The sequence below is a fragment of the Chryseobacterium daecheongense genome, assembly GCA_027920525.1.
GTDB classification, from domain to species: Bacteria; Bacteroidota; Bacteroidia; order Flavobacteriales; family Weeksellaceae; genus Chryseobacterium; species Chryseobacterium proteolyticum.
The window spans coordinates 1127260-1144994 of record CP115858.1 but is presented as its reverse complement, the minus strand read 5'-3'; the positions used below and the strand labels follow the sequence as shown (position 1 = coordinate 1144994).

Sequence of the window (17735 nt, the reverse complement as noted above, 5' to 3'; positions counted from 1 at the left end):
TTACTAGATTTTTTTTCCTCTGATCCTGCTTAATGATACAGAAGTGATACCAAGATAAGATGCAATATAATACTGAGGAACCCGGCGGAAAATCTCGGGGGATTGCTTTATAAGCTCATTATATCTTTCCTCTGCAGAATCTTTTATACGGGAAATAAAGAGCTTCTGATATTTAAGTAAGCGTTCCTGTAGATAGCTGTAATAAAGTTCCTTGCTGTCCGGATTATTTTCAATTATTTGTCTGAAATCCTCAATAGAAGTGCTATATACAGTACAGGGTTCTATCGTTTCGATATTATAAATACTTGGAGAATTATAAAACAGACTTTCCCAAGACGAAATAAAGTTTCCTTCAAACAAAAACTGAAATGTAATTTCCTTACCGTCATTATTAAGCCAACCTCTGGCAACTCCTTTTTTGAGATAGTAAAATTTACGCGCCATCTTACCTTCTTCCGTTAGCAAGGTTTTGTTGGGTAATTCTTCCTGTTCGAAATTACTAAGGATTTTAGCCAAGGCGTTTTTATCTGGGGACATGCTCAAGAAGATTTTAAATATAATTACTCACTTCAATCAGGTTCTGATCAGGATCCCGGAAGTAGACGGACCTTATTTTGCCTGTTGCTCCGGTTCTGATAACAATACCCTCGATGATTTCGATGTTTTTTTCTTTAAGTTCTTTTAAAATATCATGTACATCTGTTGTGGCAATAAAGCACAGATCTGCAGAACCGGGAGTAGCATGTAGTGCCTTTGGCTCAAATTCATTGCCTTTCTGATGCAGGTTGATTTTTTGGTTTCCAAAAGCAAGCGCTTTCCGGTTATCTCCGAATGAGACCGCTTCAAATCCAAGGATGTCTGTATAAAAAGAGATGGTTTTTTCGATATCAGCTACCGTTAGAACGATATGATCAATGTTTTGAATTTCCATGGTTTTGTTTTTAATGTAAACACTGCATATTTTTTATGCTGTGTTTGAAATATTAATAAAGATAATCAATATTGATCAGACCCCTTCTCAATGGAACAAGGACTGTATCATTGGTATTCATTTCAAAAATGGGTTTTAATTTTTTTTTCAGCCTGAATGTATTTACTTTATTCAAATCATTATTATCATGTATTGAGGTTTTACCATTCAACCAAAAGGTCTTATAATCTTGATGATTAACAACTTTATATTCTTTTGAATTTCTTCCTTTCTCAACTTTCATATTGATGTAAAGTAAAAGATCATTTATTGGACGATGTAATCCTGCGAAACAACTGAGCCCTAAAACAAAAATAGCAATGGGTAAGTTTGAAAGATCTTTTATTTTTGATTTAATTGTTAAGAAAAACATTAGGGACAAAAGAGCGAAAAATACAATCACTGTATATTTCCAGGAGCTTTCTTCAAAATTTTTGAGATCAGAAGATAAGTAGGTCTCTCTGATCATCGGTTGTAATACAAAATTATGTACAAAGAAAATGATTAGAAAAACACTAAAAAATACTATTTGGGATGTTGATGTTTTTTTTAACATTTATGTTGATTATAATCTATGGTGAATTTCTCATAATAATTTTCAAGAGCAATGTCATCTTGCCTTACTGGATTGTTGAATTTTACGTTTTAACAATATGTAAATCAAAGCAAAGATCAAAAAAATAAATGATTGAATAATAATGACTATTATTTCTGAATCCCTAGCAGCAAATCTAATCATAAAGCTAACAACTGAAATGGGATATGTTATCATCAAACCATAAATAGAATATTGACAGTAAAATATATCTGAAGGGTAGCATCCAAAAAGCGACACTAGTGCAATTATCTGATAAATTGAAAATAATAAGAAAATTACATTAAGCTGTTTGATGCTTGAAATTTTTAAAATCATCTGACACTGCTATAATTAAAGATCTTCTAATCTAGCCTCTGCTGCTGCAGGTAGGTCAAAGTTGAATTTTTAACAAACTCTTCCATAGAAGTTTCTTTACCTGCATTTTTATTCGTCAGTTCAAAAAGATATTGAATTAAATTGCCCAGTTTACTATCCTTGCAGGTCACTCTGAATCTTTTGGCCTTTGGGCTGGATTCGAGGAACGTTAGTTCTGTGGTATTGCTTAATTTTACATTATTGACATCGAAACCGGCACGGGGATTTTTCTGAAGACGCAGAAATCTTTTCTGGGTTTTGTCGGTACTTTCCTCTATGAATTTTTCCATTTGATAATCGGTCAGGAGTTGCGGATAGATAAGTCCTTCCCGTAAAATTAAACTTGTTAGTTTATCCGATTTATCATAGAAAATGGTTTTATCATCAAATTGTATCTGATTATCTTTTACAACGATCTTTCCTTCAAATTTGTTATAAGTCTTCTTTTTATAATCATTTTTGAACTGCTCGGTAAGTGCTTTTTCCTTAATGCTTACACTTTCCTTTTTTTGACCAAAGGCAGCTAATGATAATGATAATAAGATAATTAATGAAAATTTCCGTTTCATATTTTTAAATTTTAAGTGTACTTCTCACATCCTTTTCGGGAAATTCTAAGGCTAAGAAACCAGGAATGAAAAATACTTATTTTTATTTTAAATTCAGTTTTTATGATATTAGTTTTTTAGCAGCAAAGATGATGCTACAAAATATTTTTTACACGAAGATATTGAAGGAGCATGATTGTTTTTGCATCTTTGATCTCCCCGTTATCGATCATTTGCAATGCTTCACCGAAAGATAACTCCAGCACTTCAATATCTTCACCTTCTTCTTCAAGGCCACCACCATCTGCTATTTTCATTTCTTTAGAATATTCCGCAATGAAAAAATGAAGAATTTCAGTTACTGACCCCGGAGACATATAAGATTCAAAAACTTTTTCTACCCGCGAAATCTGGTAGCCTGTTTCTTCTTCGGTTTCTCTTCTGATACAATCTTCAGGATTGTCATCATCCAGTAACCCTGCACAGGCTTCTATAAGCATTCCTGTTGAATTTCCATTAATAAACGTAGGTAATCGGAATTGCTTTGTCAGAATAACCGTATTTGTATTTTTATTGTAAAGCAGGATTGTGGCACCGTTTCCTCTGTCGTAAGCTTCTCTGCTTTGGATTTCTACTGATCCGTCGTTTTTTATCTTTTCATAGGTAACCTTTTTCAGGGTGTACCAGTTATCTGATAAGATTTCAGTCTTTATGATCTTCACTTTATTGTTCTGCATAGGGAATATCTTCTATATGATAATAAATTTTCAGTCCTCTTTCTTGAGCAATTCTTACATCCTCATCAGCTCCTTTGGATGCTCCTTCTATCCGTAATATAGCATCACATTTTTCCAGAATTCTGTGGGCAATCGGATATTGTATTTCCTGCCAGGCTTCATCACCCATCTTTGTTGAACCGGCAAGGTGTATCAGTGGTAATGCCACCCATTCACCGATTATCGGGATATGACCTTTCCTGAAAATGGGCAATGCTGCTGATTCTAGTTTATTCAGATTTTGTTTGATGAGTTTTGGATCATCGTGGGTACCACTTCGGTAAGGTCCGGCAATTAATATTAGCATTATTTTTTATTTTTAAGTAAAATAAAGAAAGAAACCATGTAAAAAAAATAAGATAGTTTAAGAGTATTCATTTTTTATTTTTATTGGTTTTTATGGTACTTAGAAATTCGGGTGTGATCCCAAGATAAGAAGCGATTTGCTTTTGGGTAATACGTTCTGCCGCCACAGGATATTTCCGGATAAAGGCATTATAACGTTCTTCTGAAGACAGGGAGAGATTCTCAATAATCCTGAGCTGTTCCCTGGTATAAGCATTCTGCATCATGATTCTAAAGAATCTTTCAAATTTCGGAACCGTGGAATACAATTTGTCCAGGTCTCCTTTTTTCAATTGAAAAATAATACTATCCTCAAGTGCTTCAATATTCAGCATAGCGGGTTTTTCATTAACGAAACAATACATATCAGTGATCCACCAATCAGGAAGGGCAAACATAATTGTGGATTCTTTACCTGTCGCATCCAGATAAAAAGCACGCAGTAGGCCCGAATGAACAAAGCTGATTTCTTTACAGGGTTCCTGCTGTTTCAGGATACTTTCTTTTTTTCTGACTTTCCTTTCGCGTAACAAAGAATTGAAGTAATTGGCTTCATCATCGCTGAGCGATATATGTCGGGATATATTCCTTAAGATTAAGCTGTTATTCATGGTTATCAGATGACCTTTAATTTCTCTGTAATGTACGGGCTAAATTAATATTTATTTTCCAACAAATCCTGTAAAATGCCTTTAAATTGAGAGATTTTGATCGATATAGATCATATCTTACTATTTTCCATGGAGATGTTTTTTCAGATATTTAGACGTTTGGGACTGGGAAGCAGATAAAAGATGTTCTACAGTCCCTTCGAACATAATTTTACCACCCAACTTTCCGGCTCCGGGACCAATGTCAATAATCCAGTCTGCCTGAGCAATAATATCCAGATTATGTTCAATGACGATAAGGGTGTTATCTTTATTCACAAGCTCCTCAAAAAATAAAAGCAACTTTTCATTGTCGATAGGATGAAGTCCGGTGCTGGGTTCATCCAGAACTATAACCCTGGCAGTATGGTTTAATTCTTTGGTTAATTTTAGACGCTGCCTTTCACCGCCGGAAAAACTGTCGAGCCGTTGGCCTAAGGTAAGGTAATCTAAACCAAGTTTGATCAGCAGGGTAAGCTCATGTCCGAATCCTTGTTTGGGAAAAAAACTTAGCGCTTCTAAAACGGTCATATCCATCACTTCAGCAATATTTTTTTTGTGATAATGATATTGAAGAACTTCGGGCTTGTATCCTGATCCCTGACAAACTTCGCAAGGTTGCTCAATATCATCCATAAATGCGAGGTCCACTTTTTCTATTCCCAGACCTTTACAATTGGGACAGGCGCCCTCTCCGTTCCGGCTGAAAAGTTTATCCGAAACATTGTTTGATTCTGCAAAGAGCTTTCGGACCGTATTGGAAAGATTGAGATAAGTAAGTAGGTTAGAACGGCTGCTGGCCGTAAAAACAGATTGATCAATGACGGTTAATTCCGGATAAAAAAGAGGGAGTATTTTATTGATCAGCGTGCTTTTACCGGAACCTGCAACTCCCGTTACAACCGTCATAACTCCTTTCGGAATTTTTATGTCAATATTTTGAACATTAAACATACTTCCGTTTTTTATTTCAATAAATCCTTTTGCTGATTGGGGATTTTTATTATAATCTGGAATTTTGCTGAAATAGATTCCGGTTTTGCTTTTAGCCGTTTTTAGATTCTTAAAAGTTCCCTGGTACATAATCTCGCCTCCATTTTTTCCGGATGCAGGTCCCATATCTACGACAAGGTCTGCTATTTTAATAAGATCAGGATCATGTTCTACGATCAATACTGTATTTCCTTTATCTCTGATTTTCTTTATAATGTCTACAATATGGTCAATATCTTTGGGATGAAGACCAATACTGGGTTCATCAAAAATATACAACAGATCGACAAGACTGTTTCCTAACTGTTTTACCATTTTTACCCGTTGAGATTCACCTCCGGACAGAGTATCTGTCTGCCGGTCCAGCGTGAGATACTGCAATCCTATATCGATGAGATTCTGAAGTTTTTTTTCCAGCTCCGATAGGATGGAAGAGTAGGTTTTGGAGGGGATGGACTGGATGAATACCAGAAGTTCATCCACTGATAATGCTGTACAATCGGCAATGTTTTTATCAGCAATTTTACAGGACAAAACTTTTGGATTCAATCTTTTTCCTTTGCAGACCGGGCAATCTTTAGTAATGATTACTTTTTTCAGAGTTTCTTTTCTGGTGATATTCTCTTTTGAGTCCTTTTTTAAAAATGAGTTTTCAATCCTTGGAATTACTCCTTTATACTTCACCGTTTTTCCCCATTCTTTTGAAGGATGTTTAGGAGTGTGCTCTTCAGCATTCAGTAATAATTCCCATTCATTTTTTGTATAGTCCTTTAATTTCTTATCATTGTCAAAATATCCGGAATGAATATATCGGGTCAGCCGCCAGCCACCGGGTTGAAAGGTAGGAAACCGTATAGCACCTTCGTTTAGGGATTTATTTTTATCAAAGAGAGTTTCAGTATTTACCGTCTGCACAAATCCAAGACCTTCGCATTCAGGACACATTCCCTGGGGATTATTAAATGAAAATACATTGGAATATCCCACAAAAGGCTCACCGACTCTTGAAAAAAGTAATCGTAAAGAAGCATAAATATCGGTTGCGGTTCCCACTGTAGAACGGGCGTTACCACCTAGTCTCTTTTGATTGATGATAAATGGAACATTCAGATTTTCAATTTTATCTACATTCGGAACACCAAAATGTTGCAGGCGGTTTCTGATGAAGCTATTTTGGGTTTCATTGATCTGCCTCTGAGCTTCAGCCCCGATTGTTTCAAAAACAAGGGAAGATTTTCCTGATCCCGATACTCCGGTGAAAACGGTGATTTTGTTCTTAGGTATTTTTAAAGAGATATTTTTAAGATTATTCTGTCTGGCTTTGGTAACAATGATGTCTTTCATAATGTGGTATTTAGATATGAAATCAGATACTTCAATATTAACAGATACTTTCTCTTCATGTATCCTCTGAGAAAAGACCGTGGATCTTATTTCTTCAGTAAATCTTCCAGCGAATCTCTCAGATCAGGAAACTGAAACCGATAGCCTGCATCCTGAATTTTTTGGGAATCAACCCTTGAGCCTTCCAGTAAAGCAACAGAAAGCTCTCCAAAAATGATCTTCAGTACAAATGCAGGAACATTAGGCATAAACAAAGGTTTGTGTAAAACCTCTGCAATTTTTTCCGTAAACTGTTCGTTGGTTGTATGTTGTGGTGATGCAGCATTATAAGCTCCTTTTAGCTGAGGATTTTTTAGAGCAAATTCATATATACCGATGATATCTTTCAGATGAATCCACGGCATATACTGTTTTCCGGTTCCAATGGGTGAGCCGATTCCCAGCCGCACGGGAGTTGCCATTTTTTTTAGGGCTCCGTCTTTTTCAGATAGTACGATGGATGTTCTTACTTTAACAACTCTTTCTGCAACATTCTGACTAAGAAATTCATCAGCAGCTTGCTCCCAAAGCATAACTACCTTTCCAAGGAAATCATCGGCTTTTTCATCTTCCTCTGAGAAAATTTTCTGTGAAGTATAAGCTCCATAAATTCCCGTGGCGGAAGCTGATATAAAAGATTTTAACTTGATGTTTTTCTTTTTTAAAGTATCAAGAATAAGTTTTGCAGAATCAATCCGGCTGGAAATAATCTCTTTTTTTCTGTCATCCGACCATCTTTTTTCAGAAATATTGGCTCCAGCAAGATGAATGATATGACTGATATTTTCAAATGCCGAATCATCAATTGTCCTATTACTAATATCCCATTCGTATTCATTGTCTTTGGTCTTTTTCCGGGTCAGCAACCGGACCGTATATTCCGGATCTATTTTTTTTGATAGCTCTCGGGCAACCATTCCATTAGCTCCGGTAATTAAAACAACTTCTTTCATAGATATTAATTTTGGTGGTGTATTCTTAGGTTTGATTTTTTACAATCAATACAAAATCATCTTCCAAAAGTTTATAACCGTAATCGTAAATGAATTTATATTCCGAACCGTTTTTATAAACTTTAATGTTAGTGATGTAATCGAAATCAAAACCTAAGCCATCCAGCTTTGAACGTGAAATTTTTGTTTTACCTTCCACGTTTATTTCCGTAAGAATACGGTAGTTTTTGCGGAGTTTATTATTAATGTTCCGCATCAGGTTATTGGAGTCTTTATTCTGCTTATTGTTATAGGCGTTGCGGCAGGCGTCATTGCAGAATTTTTTGTCTGATCTTCCGATGATCTTTTCGCCACATTCTAGACAATTCATAATATTATTTTTTCATTTTGTGTTGATGCTTTTTCTTTAACAACCGCAGAAATCTTGTATGGTTAGGATAACTTCTGTTGGAGGTAATATTATTGAAAAATAAAGCAACAAGAAGCAGGATGATACACCCCGATAGAACAGGAGATAATGCATACCAATATCCCAGTTCCGGAATTTTTCCTGATGAGGTAACGGCGATCAACGCTGTAGCTCCACCGGGTGGATGCAGGGTTTTCGTATACTGCATCAGAACGATTGAAAACGCAACAGCCAACGGAGCCGAGAGCCATAACACATCGGGAACTATTTTATAAATCGTTACGCCCACCAATGCTGAAAGAACATGGCCTCCTACAAGATTCCGGGGTTGTGCCAACGGACTTTGAATGGCTCCATAGATTAAAACGCTGGATGCCCCGAACGAGCCGATCAGAAAAATGTTCTCCTGTTCCAAAAGATAGTGCGACTGGATGAATGCAATGATTCCGATTCCAAAAAATGCACCTAAAAAAGACCAGAAATGTTCTTTGTAATCGACGAGCGTTTCTTTATAAATTACATATTTCGAAACCCTTAGTGTTCTTTTTATTTTCTGCTTCATGAATTCTTCTTTATTTTTTTATTATCCGGGTTAAATTTTCAACAAATGCCTTTGTGTAGACGCCTTGCTTATCGTAGTCAGGGTCTAATATAGTAATTTCTATTCCAAAACATTGGTCATTCTCAATCAATGGAGTCAGAATTTCCCGGAGGTTATTATAGTCGATTCCATCTTCTGTTCTGCTATCAACAGCCGGCATAATCTGATCATTCAATACATCAACATCGAAATGAATGAAAAAACCATCCAAACCTTTCTGTTGAACCATTTTTAAAAAATCTTCAGCCGTTTTGCTGAAACCATTTTTACGTAGACTTTCCAGATCATAATAATGAACGCCTGAATTAATAACCTGGTTTACATAGTCTTCATCGTCTGTTTCTGCATTTCCTACACAGAAGATGTTTTCTTCAATAAAATAGGGCCTCAGGCCACGAATATTGGTAAGTTTTTGATGTCCCATTCCTGAAACGATAGCCAGATCCATTCCGGCTACGCCACCACTTGGTGAAAGTTCAGGTGGAATATAGTCAGTATGCCCGTCAAGATAAAATAAACCAAAATTTCCCAGCTTTTTAAGGGCGATTGCAGTTCCTATTAAAATACTGCAGTCACCGCCAATGATTACATTGAGGGTGTTTTTATCATAGTTTTTCAGGATCAGGTCAGATTGCTTTTGGGCATATTCAATGATTCGATCTGGATTTTTTACCTGGGTTTCTTCATCAAAATCCATTGCATAGTCAGGACCATTAAGTCTCAAAATATTTTTAGGATGGAGCTTAGCATGAAAATTAAGTTTTCGAAGCCAATCCGGAAGTTTTTTTACTCCGGGCTCTGTTTCATGTTCTTTTTTAGTAAGGCCTAGATTAAAAGGAAATTCAAAGATGTTGATTTCTTTTTTCATACCATGAATATTTAATCAAAGGTACGGATTATCCGTTTACAAACGACTACAAATGAATTTAAATAGTTTATAACCGACTTTAATGGGCTGGGATGGCAATCTTTGCAACAGAGATTTGAGAAAGCAGTGAACGTCTCTTATCTGATAATATTAATCTTTAAAATTTATAGTTATGTCACTAAGAAACAAAGTAACATTAATCGGTTACACAGGAAAAGAAGTAGAAATGATCAACTTCGACAGTGGAAATGTAAAAGCAAGCGTGTCTTTAGCAACGAGTGATCACTACACCAATGCAAAAGGTGAAAAAGTAGAAGAAACACAATGGCATAATCTGATTGCCTTTGGAAAAGTTGCGGAGATCCTTCAGAAGTATGTTCCCAAAGGAAAAGAAATTGCTATTGAGGGAAAGCTTACCTACAGATCTTATGATGATAAAGATGGTGTAAAAAGGTATATTACAGAAATAAGGGTTGATGAAATCCTGCTGTTAGGGGGTAATAAATAATACAAAAACACAGATGATGAGAGTAAAAGTTTTTAAAATAAGGCTGCCCGAAGAGTATCTGTATACAGATCAGCAGGCATTGGACGATTTTCTCGGAAATCATGAAATTATTAAATCGGAAACGGCTTTTGTACATGACGAGCTTTACTGGTCAGTTGTCTTATACTTCGAAGAACTGAAAGCAGGAGTATCTGCTGTAAAAGAATCCAAAAGTGTAAAATATTCGGCAGAAAATGAAATGCTGAATAGGGATGAAGAAAAAATTCTCGATGCCCTGAAATTATGGAGATCGGAAAAAGCAAGAGAGCAAAATCTTCCAATTTATTTTATAGCCAGCAATAAAGAGCTGTTGTCCGTAGCAAAATATAAACCGGCCAAAAAAGCAGAATTATTAGACATCAAAGGTTTCGGAAAACATAAAATAGAAAACTATGGTGAAGAGATTATAGAAATTCTGGAAAGTATCTGATTTATTAATTGATCAAACACAAATTGTGAAACAATGAAAAGCTGGGGGACCTGTATTCCTTCAGCTTTTTCCATACCTATTTATGTTATGAAACCTAGCGGTAAATAATGGGCACACGTACTGAAAACTGATAATATTTTTTTATAAGACATTTGTAAATAAAACAAAAAAATAATAATTTGACATAGGCAAAAAAAAGATAAATGATTAGTATAAACGATATACTCCCTATAGTATTTTCGATTGTAATTGGAGGAATCATCGGGATCGAAAGAGAGTACCAGTTAAAATCTGCAGGACTTAGGACAATGATATTAGTGACATTGGGTTCGTGTATGTTTACCATGCTATCTTTGAGTCTTGGTGTCGAGGGAAGTCCGGATCGGATTGCAGCTAATATTATTACAGGAATCGGCTTTGTAGGGGCGGGAGTTATTTTTAAGGAGGAAAACAGGGTATCGGGGCTTACAACAGCTGTGACTATTTGGATTTGTGCGGCACTGGGTATGACGATAGGTGCGGAATATTATAAGGAAGCTCTTATCGGTTCCCTATCTGTAGTTTTACTTTTGGTCCTTTTCAAATATATACAGAACGTTATCGATAGGATTACAACCCGCTATACTTATCAGATTACCCTTTCTTATAATGATGAAGTGGTGGATAAATATGAAGCCCTTTTCAAAGAATATGGACTAAAATCTAGCAGGGGTAAACAGATGAGGATCGGAGAGAAATATACGATCATATGGCGTGTACAGGGAGCTTTGAAAAATCATGAGGCTTGTACAAAAATACTGTTTAATGATGAAGGAATCGATGAGTTCAAATTTTAAATAATTAAAATCTTCCGGAATTTAAAAAGTCCTTTCAATTCCTTATTTTTGCAAGACTTATCAATTATTATTTATCATTTACCTATTATAGAATGAAGCCAAGCTTAGCAAAAGGAACGAGAGATTTTACCGCACAGGAAGTTTCAAGAAGAAAATATATCATTAATATTTTACAGAATAATTTTCAATTATTTGGATTCCAGCCTTTGGAGACACCAAGTTTTGAAAATCTTTCGACATTAACGGGGAAATATGGAGAAGAGGGAGATCGGTTAATTTTTAAGATCCTGAACTCGAGCATCAATGAAGCTAAAGAAGATAAAAAGACACAGATGCTTACCGATTTTCAAAAAGCATTGGATAAGCCTTTCAGTTCAGAAAGTCTTACGGACAAAGCTCTTCGCTATGATCTTACCGTACCTTTTGCGAGATTCGTGGCAATGAATCACGGGCAATTAACATTTCCATACAAACGATATCAGATTCAACCGGTTTGGAGAGCTGACCGCCCTCAAAAAGGAAGGTTCAGGGAATTTTACCAGTGTGATGCCGATGTAGTAGGCAGTGAAAGTCTTTTACAGGAAGTAGAGCTGATTCAGCTGTATCTGAAATCTTTCTCAGACTTGAAAGTTTCGGTAACGATTCATGTCAACAACAGGAAAATCCTTTCCGGATTGGCAGAATATGCAGGAATTACAGATAAGCTTATTGATTTTACTGTAGCACTTGATAAATTGGATAAGATCGGAAAAGACGGTGTAATCAAGGAATTGCTTGAAAGAGGAATTTCCCCGGAATCTATCGATAAACTGGATTTCTTATTCTCTCAATCGGATGATGCTTTGGAAAATCTTCTTCAGCTGAAGGAGAAATTTGTAGGAAATGAAATAGGATTGAAAGGAGTAGAGGAACTGGAGTTTGTTCTTACGCAATCTTTGAGTCTTGGCGTAGATTTGCAGAATCTTGTTTTCGATATTACTTTAGCAAGAGGATTAGATTATTATACAGGAGCTATCTTTGAAGTGAAAGCCGATGAAGCTCAAATGGGTTCTATCGGTGGTGGTGGAAGATATGATAATCTTACGGCTGTATTCGGGGTTAAAAATATTCCGGGTATCGGTATCTCTTTCGGATTAGACAGGATTTATCTGGTTATGGAAGAGCTAGGTCTTTTCCCGGAAGAGGCTTCGTCGAAAGTAGAATATTTGTTTGCTAATTTCGGAGGGGAAGAAACACTTGAAGCTTTAAAGCTAATTATTCAACTCAGAGCAAAGGGGATTTCTGCCGAGCTTTATCCTGAAAGTGCAAAAATTAATAAGCAATTCACTTATGCAGAAAAAAAGGGAATTAAAAACCTGGTATTCCTGGGTGAAGAAGAGATTAAAAACAGAACAGTGACTTTTAAAAACCTTGAAGCCGGAGAGCAAAAAACAGTTTCTTTGGAAGAGTTTTTGGGATAGTCTAGATTAATAAATAAAAAGAGTCTTCTTATATCGATAAGAAGACTCTTTTTTTATTTTATCTTAGCCTTTATTTCATCATATATTTTTTGAGTAAAAGGTACCTTGATTCCGTTTTCATTTCCATATTTGATAATTGCTCCTGCAAATAATTCCAGTTCACTTTCTCTTTTTCCGGAATTAATATCCAATTGAAGGGAAGTAGGAGTTTCATGAGGAAATGCTGATGCTTTTTCAAAAGTATTCTCGATGATATTATCTTCAAGTAAAATCCCCTTTTTATCTGCAATTGCTTTTATTTCCTTCATTATTTCTTCTGCCTCATTTTTTTGTGCAGGATCTGTACAAACGGTACCAATAGAGGAGTTGTATTTAGCTGTTACCAGTCCGAAACTTGCTATAAAAGTAAATTTGGTCCAGATATCAGTTAAGGCATCATCTTTAAAATCAAAATCGATCCTGCTTTCTTTGAGAACATTGATTACCCAATCTATGTTTTGGGAAAAATTTTGTGGATCCCTGCCAATAATCAACTTTCCAGTTTTCCCTTTATGTTCTACAACTCCTTTTTCTTTTATATGAGAAGCTACATAAACACATGAAGGCAATATAACATGAGCAGGAATTATTTTTCTTATTCTGTCATAAATATCAGCACCATTCATCATAGGTAATAAAATGGTATTTTCAGTAATGACTTCTTTCAGTTCTTGACAAACTCTTTCCAGGTCGTATTCTTTTACACAAATCAATACAAGATCAGGTTTTACAATTTCCCCGATATTTTCATAAACTGAATTAGCCCATGTTTTACTATATCGGTGTTCAGTGGAAATTAAGGTCAAGCCCTCCGCTTTCACTTTTTTATAGGTTTCACCTCTTGCAACAAATGATATGATATATTGGTGGAAAGTTTCATTATTCTGGCTTATTTTAAAGCCAAAATAGCCCCCTACACCTCCTAAACCTATGATTACAATATGTTTTTTATTCATGAAATTATTTTTTATCTGTTTAAAACCTGGCCTTTCATAATACACTATGTTAAAGATGGTGATTTATTTTAATATTTTGAGATGTATATAATCTATATTTATTGTGAGATAAGATCAATCAATTATTATATTTATGTCAACATTTTTAATAGCCTTATCATGAAAAATAAAGCTTCAGCCGAAATATTAGAAAAGTGGTTGAAAGGATGGTCGTTATCAAGAGAATTACCTTTACCGGTTCCATATAAATCCGGTTTTACTGTTGATGTCAATGCTCCTATGCAGAAAAAGCGATATCTGTTTTCTGAACCTAATGATGATTTTATTCAGCTGTCGAAGATAATTGATGAACCATGGGTATACCTGAAAGTTTCCTCAACTTTTGAAACTTTTAAGGATAAAATCCCCTCAAAATGGAAAATTCAGGGTGACCAGTATATGATGTCATGTTTTCATCCCATGGTTGCTTTAAAGCGTTGTCTCCCAGATGACTACACGATTCATCATGACGTGTATAATTCTACGCATGTTGTAAGGGTAATGACCAAAAATGGAAATGAGCAGGGAGCGATAGGAAGAGTTGCTATTGTTGATGATATGGCTGTGTATGATCAGATCATTACAGATGAGAAACACAGAAGAAAAGGACTTGCTTCTTTACTAATGAAAGAACTTGAAAAAATAGCACTGTCAAAAGGCGCCTGGAATAATTTTCTGGTGGCCACTACAGAGGGTAAATCATTATATGAAACTTTAGGGTGGGAGATTTACAGTCCTTACACTTCTATTGTGATTCCATCCGATGATTCTCTGGATGACTGATTCGGGGAATTATAATTAATATTGTTTACAATACACATCATATATGTTCAATCATGGAAAAGAATTATTTAGAAATTAACAGAAACTCCTGGAATGCTAAGGTGGAACCCCATCTTAAATCGGATTTTTATTTTGTTGATGAGTTTTTAAATGGAAGAAGTTCACTCAATTCCATAGAACTCGAACTTTTAGGAAATATTGAAGGAAAAAAGATCCTGCATTTGCAATGCCATTTTGGACAGGATTCAATATCATTATCAAGGCTGGGAGCTGTGGTTACCGGAATTGATCTATCCGATAAAGCTATTGCTACTGCAAGAGATTTGACGAAGAAATGTGGAACCGATACTGAATTTATTTGCTCTGATGTTTACGATCTTCCCAATGTTTTAAATGAAAAGTTCGATATTGTATTTACAAGCTATGGAACCATAGGATGGCTTCCAGACTTGGATCATTGGGCGCAGGTTATTGCTCACTTTTTAAAACCGGATGGGAAGTTTATCATGGCAGAATTTCATCCTGTTGTCTGGATGTTTGATGATGACTTTAATAGGGTTGCTTATAATTATTTCAATGAAAAACCGATCATTGAAACATATAACGGAACGTATGCAGATCCATCAGCCGATATTACTCAGGAATATGTGATGTGGAATCATTCATTGGCAGAGGTTATCCAGAATCTAATTAAAAATAACATGACCATAAATGACTTTCAGGAATTTGACTGGTCTCCCTATCCTTGTTTTAAACACATTGTAGAATCTGAGAAAGGTAAATGGAGAATACCGCAATTTGGAAATCATATACCTTTGGTATTTGCATTGGAAGCACAAAAAAAGTCATCGTAAATAAGTATTACGATGACTTTTCTGTATATGAATGTTAAAAAAAACTTGTTTTAACTTAAAGAGTCCTGAGCTTTTGTTTTTGCCTCATCAACTTTGTCCTGAACCTGGGATGCAACATCATTTGCTTTGTTCTTAAGATCATTTCCCCACTTGTTTACATTGTCCTTAACGTTGTTGATTTTGTCCTTTACAGCTTGTTGTTCTTCTGGTGTGGATTTTTTGTACTTCCAATATGCTAAAGCACCTAAACCTAATAAAGCTAATAATCCGTTTGTCTTATTTCCCATGATTTCTATTTTTTTAAATTAATATTAAAAATTTGTTGTTTAGTATCATGTAAATTGCGTGCCAAAAAAATGAAAGCAGTAATAAAAAAATGTTAAATTAATTGAATATTTCAAAATTTTCACCATCAAAACTTGCAAAAACCATCGTAGGATAAGAGTCCTGATGATAGATATTTCCATCTTTATCAATAGCAATCGCACCTGCAAAGCCATCAATAGTTTTTAATTCCTCAAAGGTTTTATGAAATGCATCTTTCAATTTCATTCCATCAGTTACCCGGGTCACAATTTTTGTTGCTGTAGCATTGCTTACAATATCTTCACCTACACCAGTGCAGCTTACGGCACAAAATGAATTGGCGTAATTTCCGGCAACAGTAGCTGAATCAGAAATTCTTCCGGGAATTTCAAACCCTTTTCCACCGGTTGAAGTGGCAACAGCAAGTTTTCCATCTTTGTCTATGGCTACACAGCCTACAGTTCCTTTTCCACCGTTATTGATTTTTGCTTCGTATTCTTTTCTTCTTTGGGGAATTTCTGTAGAGAAATCTTCAAAACCATGTTCTGAGGCATATTTTTTTGCACCACTACCTCCTAAAACACGATCTTCCTCCTTCATTAAATCCTTTGCTACAAATACGGGATTTTTAACATCCTGAATATTAATAACACCACTTAATTTCTGTGTTTCTCCATCCATGATCGCTGCACTCATCCGAATGATACCATCACTTTGGATTTGGGAACCTATTCCTGCATTGAACAGGGCATCATCTTCAAGAAGAGATACTGCATACGCTACGGTATCAAAAGCTGAATTGGATTGCAGATAATCAAATGCTTTTTGTGCAATATTTTTTAATGAATTTTGTTTGGCAACTTTTACTTCATGGCTTTGGTCACTTTCGGAAAAGAAACCACCGTGGATGATTATTTTCATATTTTTATTTAAATGAAAGTTGAAGGTGGTAAACTTACGATTATATTGACTATAAATTATAAGGTTTTTAGTTCATATACACTAAAAACTTTCAATTCTTCACTCTCAATTTTTCGGGATCAAATTATTTGTCCTGTGGGATAGGATTGAATTGTGAATTCTCAATCGTTAATGTTCTTGTGGTAAGGTCATAATGATCGTTCATCGACATGACATGCACGGTAAGGTTATCAATGGATATAGGTTCGCCTAAGTTGATATTGGTAAGATTGGTATCTTTAATAAAACGTCCATCCACGATAATCACAAGACCCGAACCTACAGCAGTCATTACATCATTATGTATAAAAAGACCTGTATCTTCTCCCAATCCGATTCCTAATGTTCTTGGATTATTAACAACTGCCTGGAAAAGTCTTCCGATCCGTCCTCTTTGTACAAAGTGGGTATCAATGATTACATTATCAATAAGTCCTAAACCCTGAGTGGTTTTTATTTCTCCTTTTAATAATGCTTCCGAGCTGCTACCCTGATAGATCATGTTTTCTGAAGCAGCAGCAGCTCCGGCAGAAGTTCCGGAATAGATGAAATCCTGCTCCTGGTATTTTAAAAGAATGGTATCGTGGAATCTTGTCCCACCAAGGATAGATGTAAGCCGCAATTGGTCCCCACCGGTAAACATCACCACGTCCGCTGCATTGGCTCTTGCTACCATAGCATCAGAATTGGCTTCTTCCCGGTTATGGATATCCAGAATGTTGACATTTTTTGCGCCCAGAAATTCGAATGCTTTCTTATATTCCGTTCCTACAATCTGAGGGATCTGTGAAGCTGTAGTAACGATTTCTATTACAGAATTTTCTTTGAGCTTAGACTCATTAATGATCTTTCTTAAAATACCTCTTTCAAAAAAATTAAGGTTTTTTTCTATGTTCTGATCATAATCGGTTTCTGCAAAACTTCCTTTATTTACAGCACCTCCGATAACAATTAATTTTCCAACAGGTTTCATCATGTATGCAAATTTAAAAAATTATTAGTACTCGAGGAAATATCAATTATACATAAATTGATTTTGAGGATTTTAAGATTGTTAATAATATTTAATTTTTTTGG

22 protein-coding genes are annotated in these 17735 nt (G+C 35.5%); 6 read left to right on the top strand and 16 right to left on the bottom strand.

Going from position 1 to position 17735, the window contains the following annotated elements; genetic code table 11:
• Positions 1-3: 3 nt before the first annotated feature.
• The 12 genes from PFY10_04965 to PFY10_04910 form a co-directional block, all read right to left on the bottom strand.
• Positions 4-537, bottom strand: a complete 534-nt coding sequence (locus PFY10_04965) for a Crp/Fnr family transcriptional regulator (GenBank protein ID WBV57795.1) — start codon at positions 535-537, stop codon at positions 4-6.
• A 13-nt stretch (positions 538-550) separates the two neighbouring features.
• Complete coding sequence (locus tag PFY10_04960) at positions 551-931, bottom strand: VOC family protein (GenBank protein WBV57794.1); 381 nt, start codon at positions 929-931, stop codon at positions 551-553.
• A 52-nt stretch (positions 932-983) separates the two neighbouring features.
• A complete protein-coding gene (locus PFY10_04955; GenBank protein WBV57793.1) occupies positions 984-1526 on the bottom strand; it encodes a hypothetical protein in 543 nt (180 codons plus the stop codon).
• Between the two features lie 383 nt (positions 1527-1909).
• Positions 1910-2491 carry a hypothetical protein gene (locus tag PFY10_04950; protein ID WBV57792.1) on the bottom strand — a complete coding sequence of 194 codons (582 nt, stop codon included), beginning with the start codon at positions 2489-2491 and terminating at the stop codon, positions 1910-1912.
• Positions 2492-2625: 134 nt separating this feature from the next.
• On the bottom strand, positions 2626-3207 hold the full coding sequence (gene nudK / locus PFY10_04945) for a GDP-mannose pyrophosphatase NudK (GenBank protein WBV57791.1): 582 nt from the start codon (positions 3205-3207) through the stop codon (positions 2626-2628).
• Positions 3194-3553 (bottom strand): DUF4406 domain-containing protein, encoded by a 360-nt coding sequence (locus PFY10_04940; GenBank protein ID WBV57790.1) that lies wholly within the window; start codon positions 3551-3553, stop codon positions 3194-3196. Before PFY10_04940 ends, nudK begins: the two co-directional genes overlap by 14 nt.
• Before the next feature lie 67 nt (positions 3554-3620).
• Positions 3621-4202, bottom strand: a complete 582-nt coding sequence (locus PFY10_04935; protein WBV57789.1) for a Crp/Fnr family transcriptional regulator — start codon at positions 4200-4202, stop codon at positions 3621-3623.
• Between the two features lie 120 nt (positions 4203-4322).
• The gene (locus PFY10_04930) at positions 4323-6578 is read right to left on the bottom strand and encodes an excinuclease ABC subunit UvrA (GenBank protein WBV57788.1); all 2256 of its coding nucleotides are present in this window, start codon (positions 6576-6578) and stop codon (positions 4323-4325) included.
• Between the two features lie 86 nt (positions 6579-6664).
• On the bottom strand, positions 6665-7570 hold the full coding sequence (locus tag PFY10_04925; protein WBV57787.1) for a TIGR01777 family oxidoreductase: 906 nt from the start codon (positions 7568-7570) through the stop codon (positions 6665-6667).
• Between the two features lie 25 nt (positions 7571-7595).
• Positions 7596-7940 (bottom strand): hypothetical protein, encoded by a 345-nt coding sequence (locus tag PFY10_04920; GenBank protein WBV57786.1) that lies wholly within the window; start codon positions 7938-7940, stop codon positions 7596-7598.
• A gap of 4 nt (positions 7941-7944) precedes the next feature.
• Positions 7945-8541: an HPP family protein gene (locus PFY10_04915; protein WBV57785.1), complete on the bottom strand. Its 597-nt coding sequence runs from the start codon at positions 8539-8541 to the stop codon at positions 7945-7947.
• 10 nt (positions 8542-8551) lie between these two features.
• Complete coding sequence (locus tag PFY10_04910) at positions 8552-9448, bottom strand: arginase family protein (GenBank protein ID WBV57784.1); 897 nt, start codon at positions 9446-9448, stop codon at positions 8552-8554.
• A 172-nt stretch (positions 9449-9620) separates the two neighbouring features.
• Between PFY10_04910 and ssb the strand changes: the two genes are divergently transcribed.
• The 4 genes from ssb (at position 9621) to hisS (ending at position 12721) form a co-directional block, all read left to right on the top strand.
• Positions 9621-9956 carry a single-stranded DNA-binding protein gene (gene ssb / locus PFY10_04905; GenBank protein WBV57783.1) on the top strand — a complete coding sequence of 112 codons (336 nt, stop codon included), beginning with the start codon at positions 9621-9623 and terminating at the stop codon, positions 9954-9956.
• A gap of 13 nt (positions 9957-9969) precedes the next feature.
• Positions 9970-10425 carry an HRDC domain-containing protein gene (locus tag PFY10_04900; protein WBV57782.1) on the top strand — a complete coding sequence of 152 codons (456 nt, stop codon included), beginning with the start codon at positions 9970-9972 and terminating at the stop codon, positions 10423-10425.
• Between the two features lie 203 nt (positions 10426-10628).
• Positions 10629-11261 (top strand): MgtC/SapB family protein, encoded by a 633-nt coding sequence (locus PFY10_04895; GenBank protein ID WBV57781.1) that lies wholly within the window; start codon positions 10629-10631, stop codon positions 11259-11261.
• Positions 11262-11353: 92 nt separating this feature from the next.
• Positions 11354-12721: a histidine--tRNA ligase gene (gene hisS / locus PFY10_04890; protein WBV57780.1), complete on the top strand. Its 1368-nt coding sequence runs from the start codon at positions 11354-11356 to the stop codon at positions 12719-12721.
• Positions 12722-12774: 53 nt separating this feature from the next.
• Here hisS and PFY10_04885 read toward each other — a convergent pair whose 3' ends face one another.
• Positions 12775-13716, bottom strand: coding sequence for a 2-dehydropantoate 2-reductase (locus tag PFY10_04885; GenBank protein WBV57779.1), 942 nt, complete (start codon positions 13714-13716; stop codon positions 12775-12777).
• A 159-nt stretch (positions 13717-13875) separates the two neighbouring features.
• Between PFY10_04885 and PFY10_04880 the strand changes: the two genes are divergently transcribed.
• Together PFY10_04880 and PFY10_04875 are read left to right on the top strand one after the other, a co-directional pair.
• The gene (locus PFY10_04880) at positions 13876-14538 is read left to right on the top strand and encodes a GNAT family N-acetyltransferase (protein ID WBV57778.1); all 663 of its coding nucleotides are present in this window, start codon (positions 13876-13878) and stop codon (positions 14536-14538) included.
• A 53-nt stretch (positions 14539-14591) separates the two neighbouring features.
• Entirely contained in the window at positions 14592-15392 is an 801-nt protein-coding gene (locus PFY10_04875; protein WBV57777.1) for a class I SAM-dependent methyltransferase, read from the top strand.
• Between the two features lie 50 nt (positions 15393-15442).
• Here the strand turns inward: PFY10_04875 and PFY10_04870 are convergent, their stop codons facing one another.
• From PFY10_04870 to PFY10_04860, 3 genes are all read right to left on the bottom strand, one after another.
• Positions 15443-15679: a YtxH domain-containing protein gene (locus tag PFY10_04870; protein WBV57776.1), complete on the bottom strand. Its 237-nt coding sequence runs from the start codon at positions 15677-15679 to the stop codon at positions 15443-15445.
• Positions 15680-15776: 97 nt separating this feature from the next.
• Complete coding sequence (locus PFY10_04865; GenBank protein WBV57775.1) at positions 15777-16619, bottom strand: isoaspartyl peptidase/L-asparaginase; 843 nt, start codon at positions 16617-16619, stop codon at positions 15777-15779.
• Positions 16620-16743: 124 nt separating this feature from the next.
• On the bottom strand, positions 16744-17631 hold the full coding sequence (locus PFY10_04860) for a cyanophycinase (GenBank protein WBV58920.1): 888 nt from the start codon (positions 17629-17631) through the stop codon (positions 16744-16746).
• Between the last annotated feature and the right edge of the window lie 104 nt (positions 17632-17735).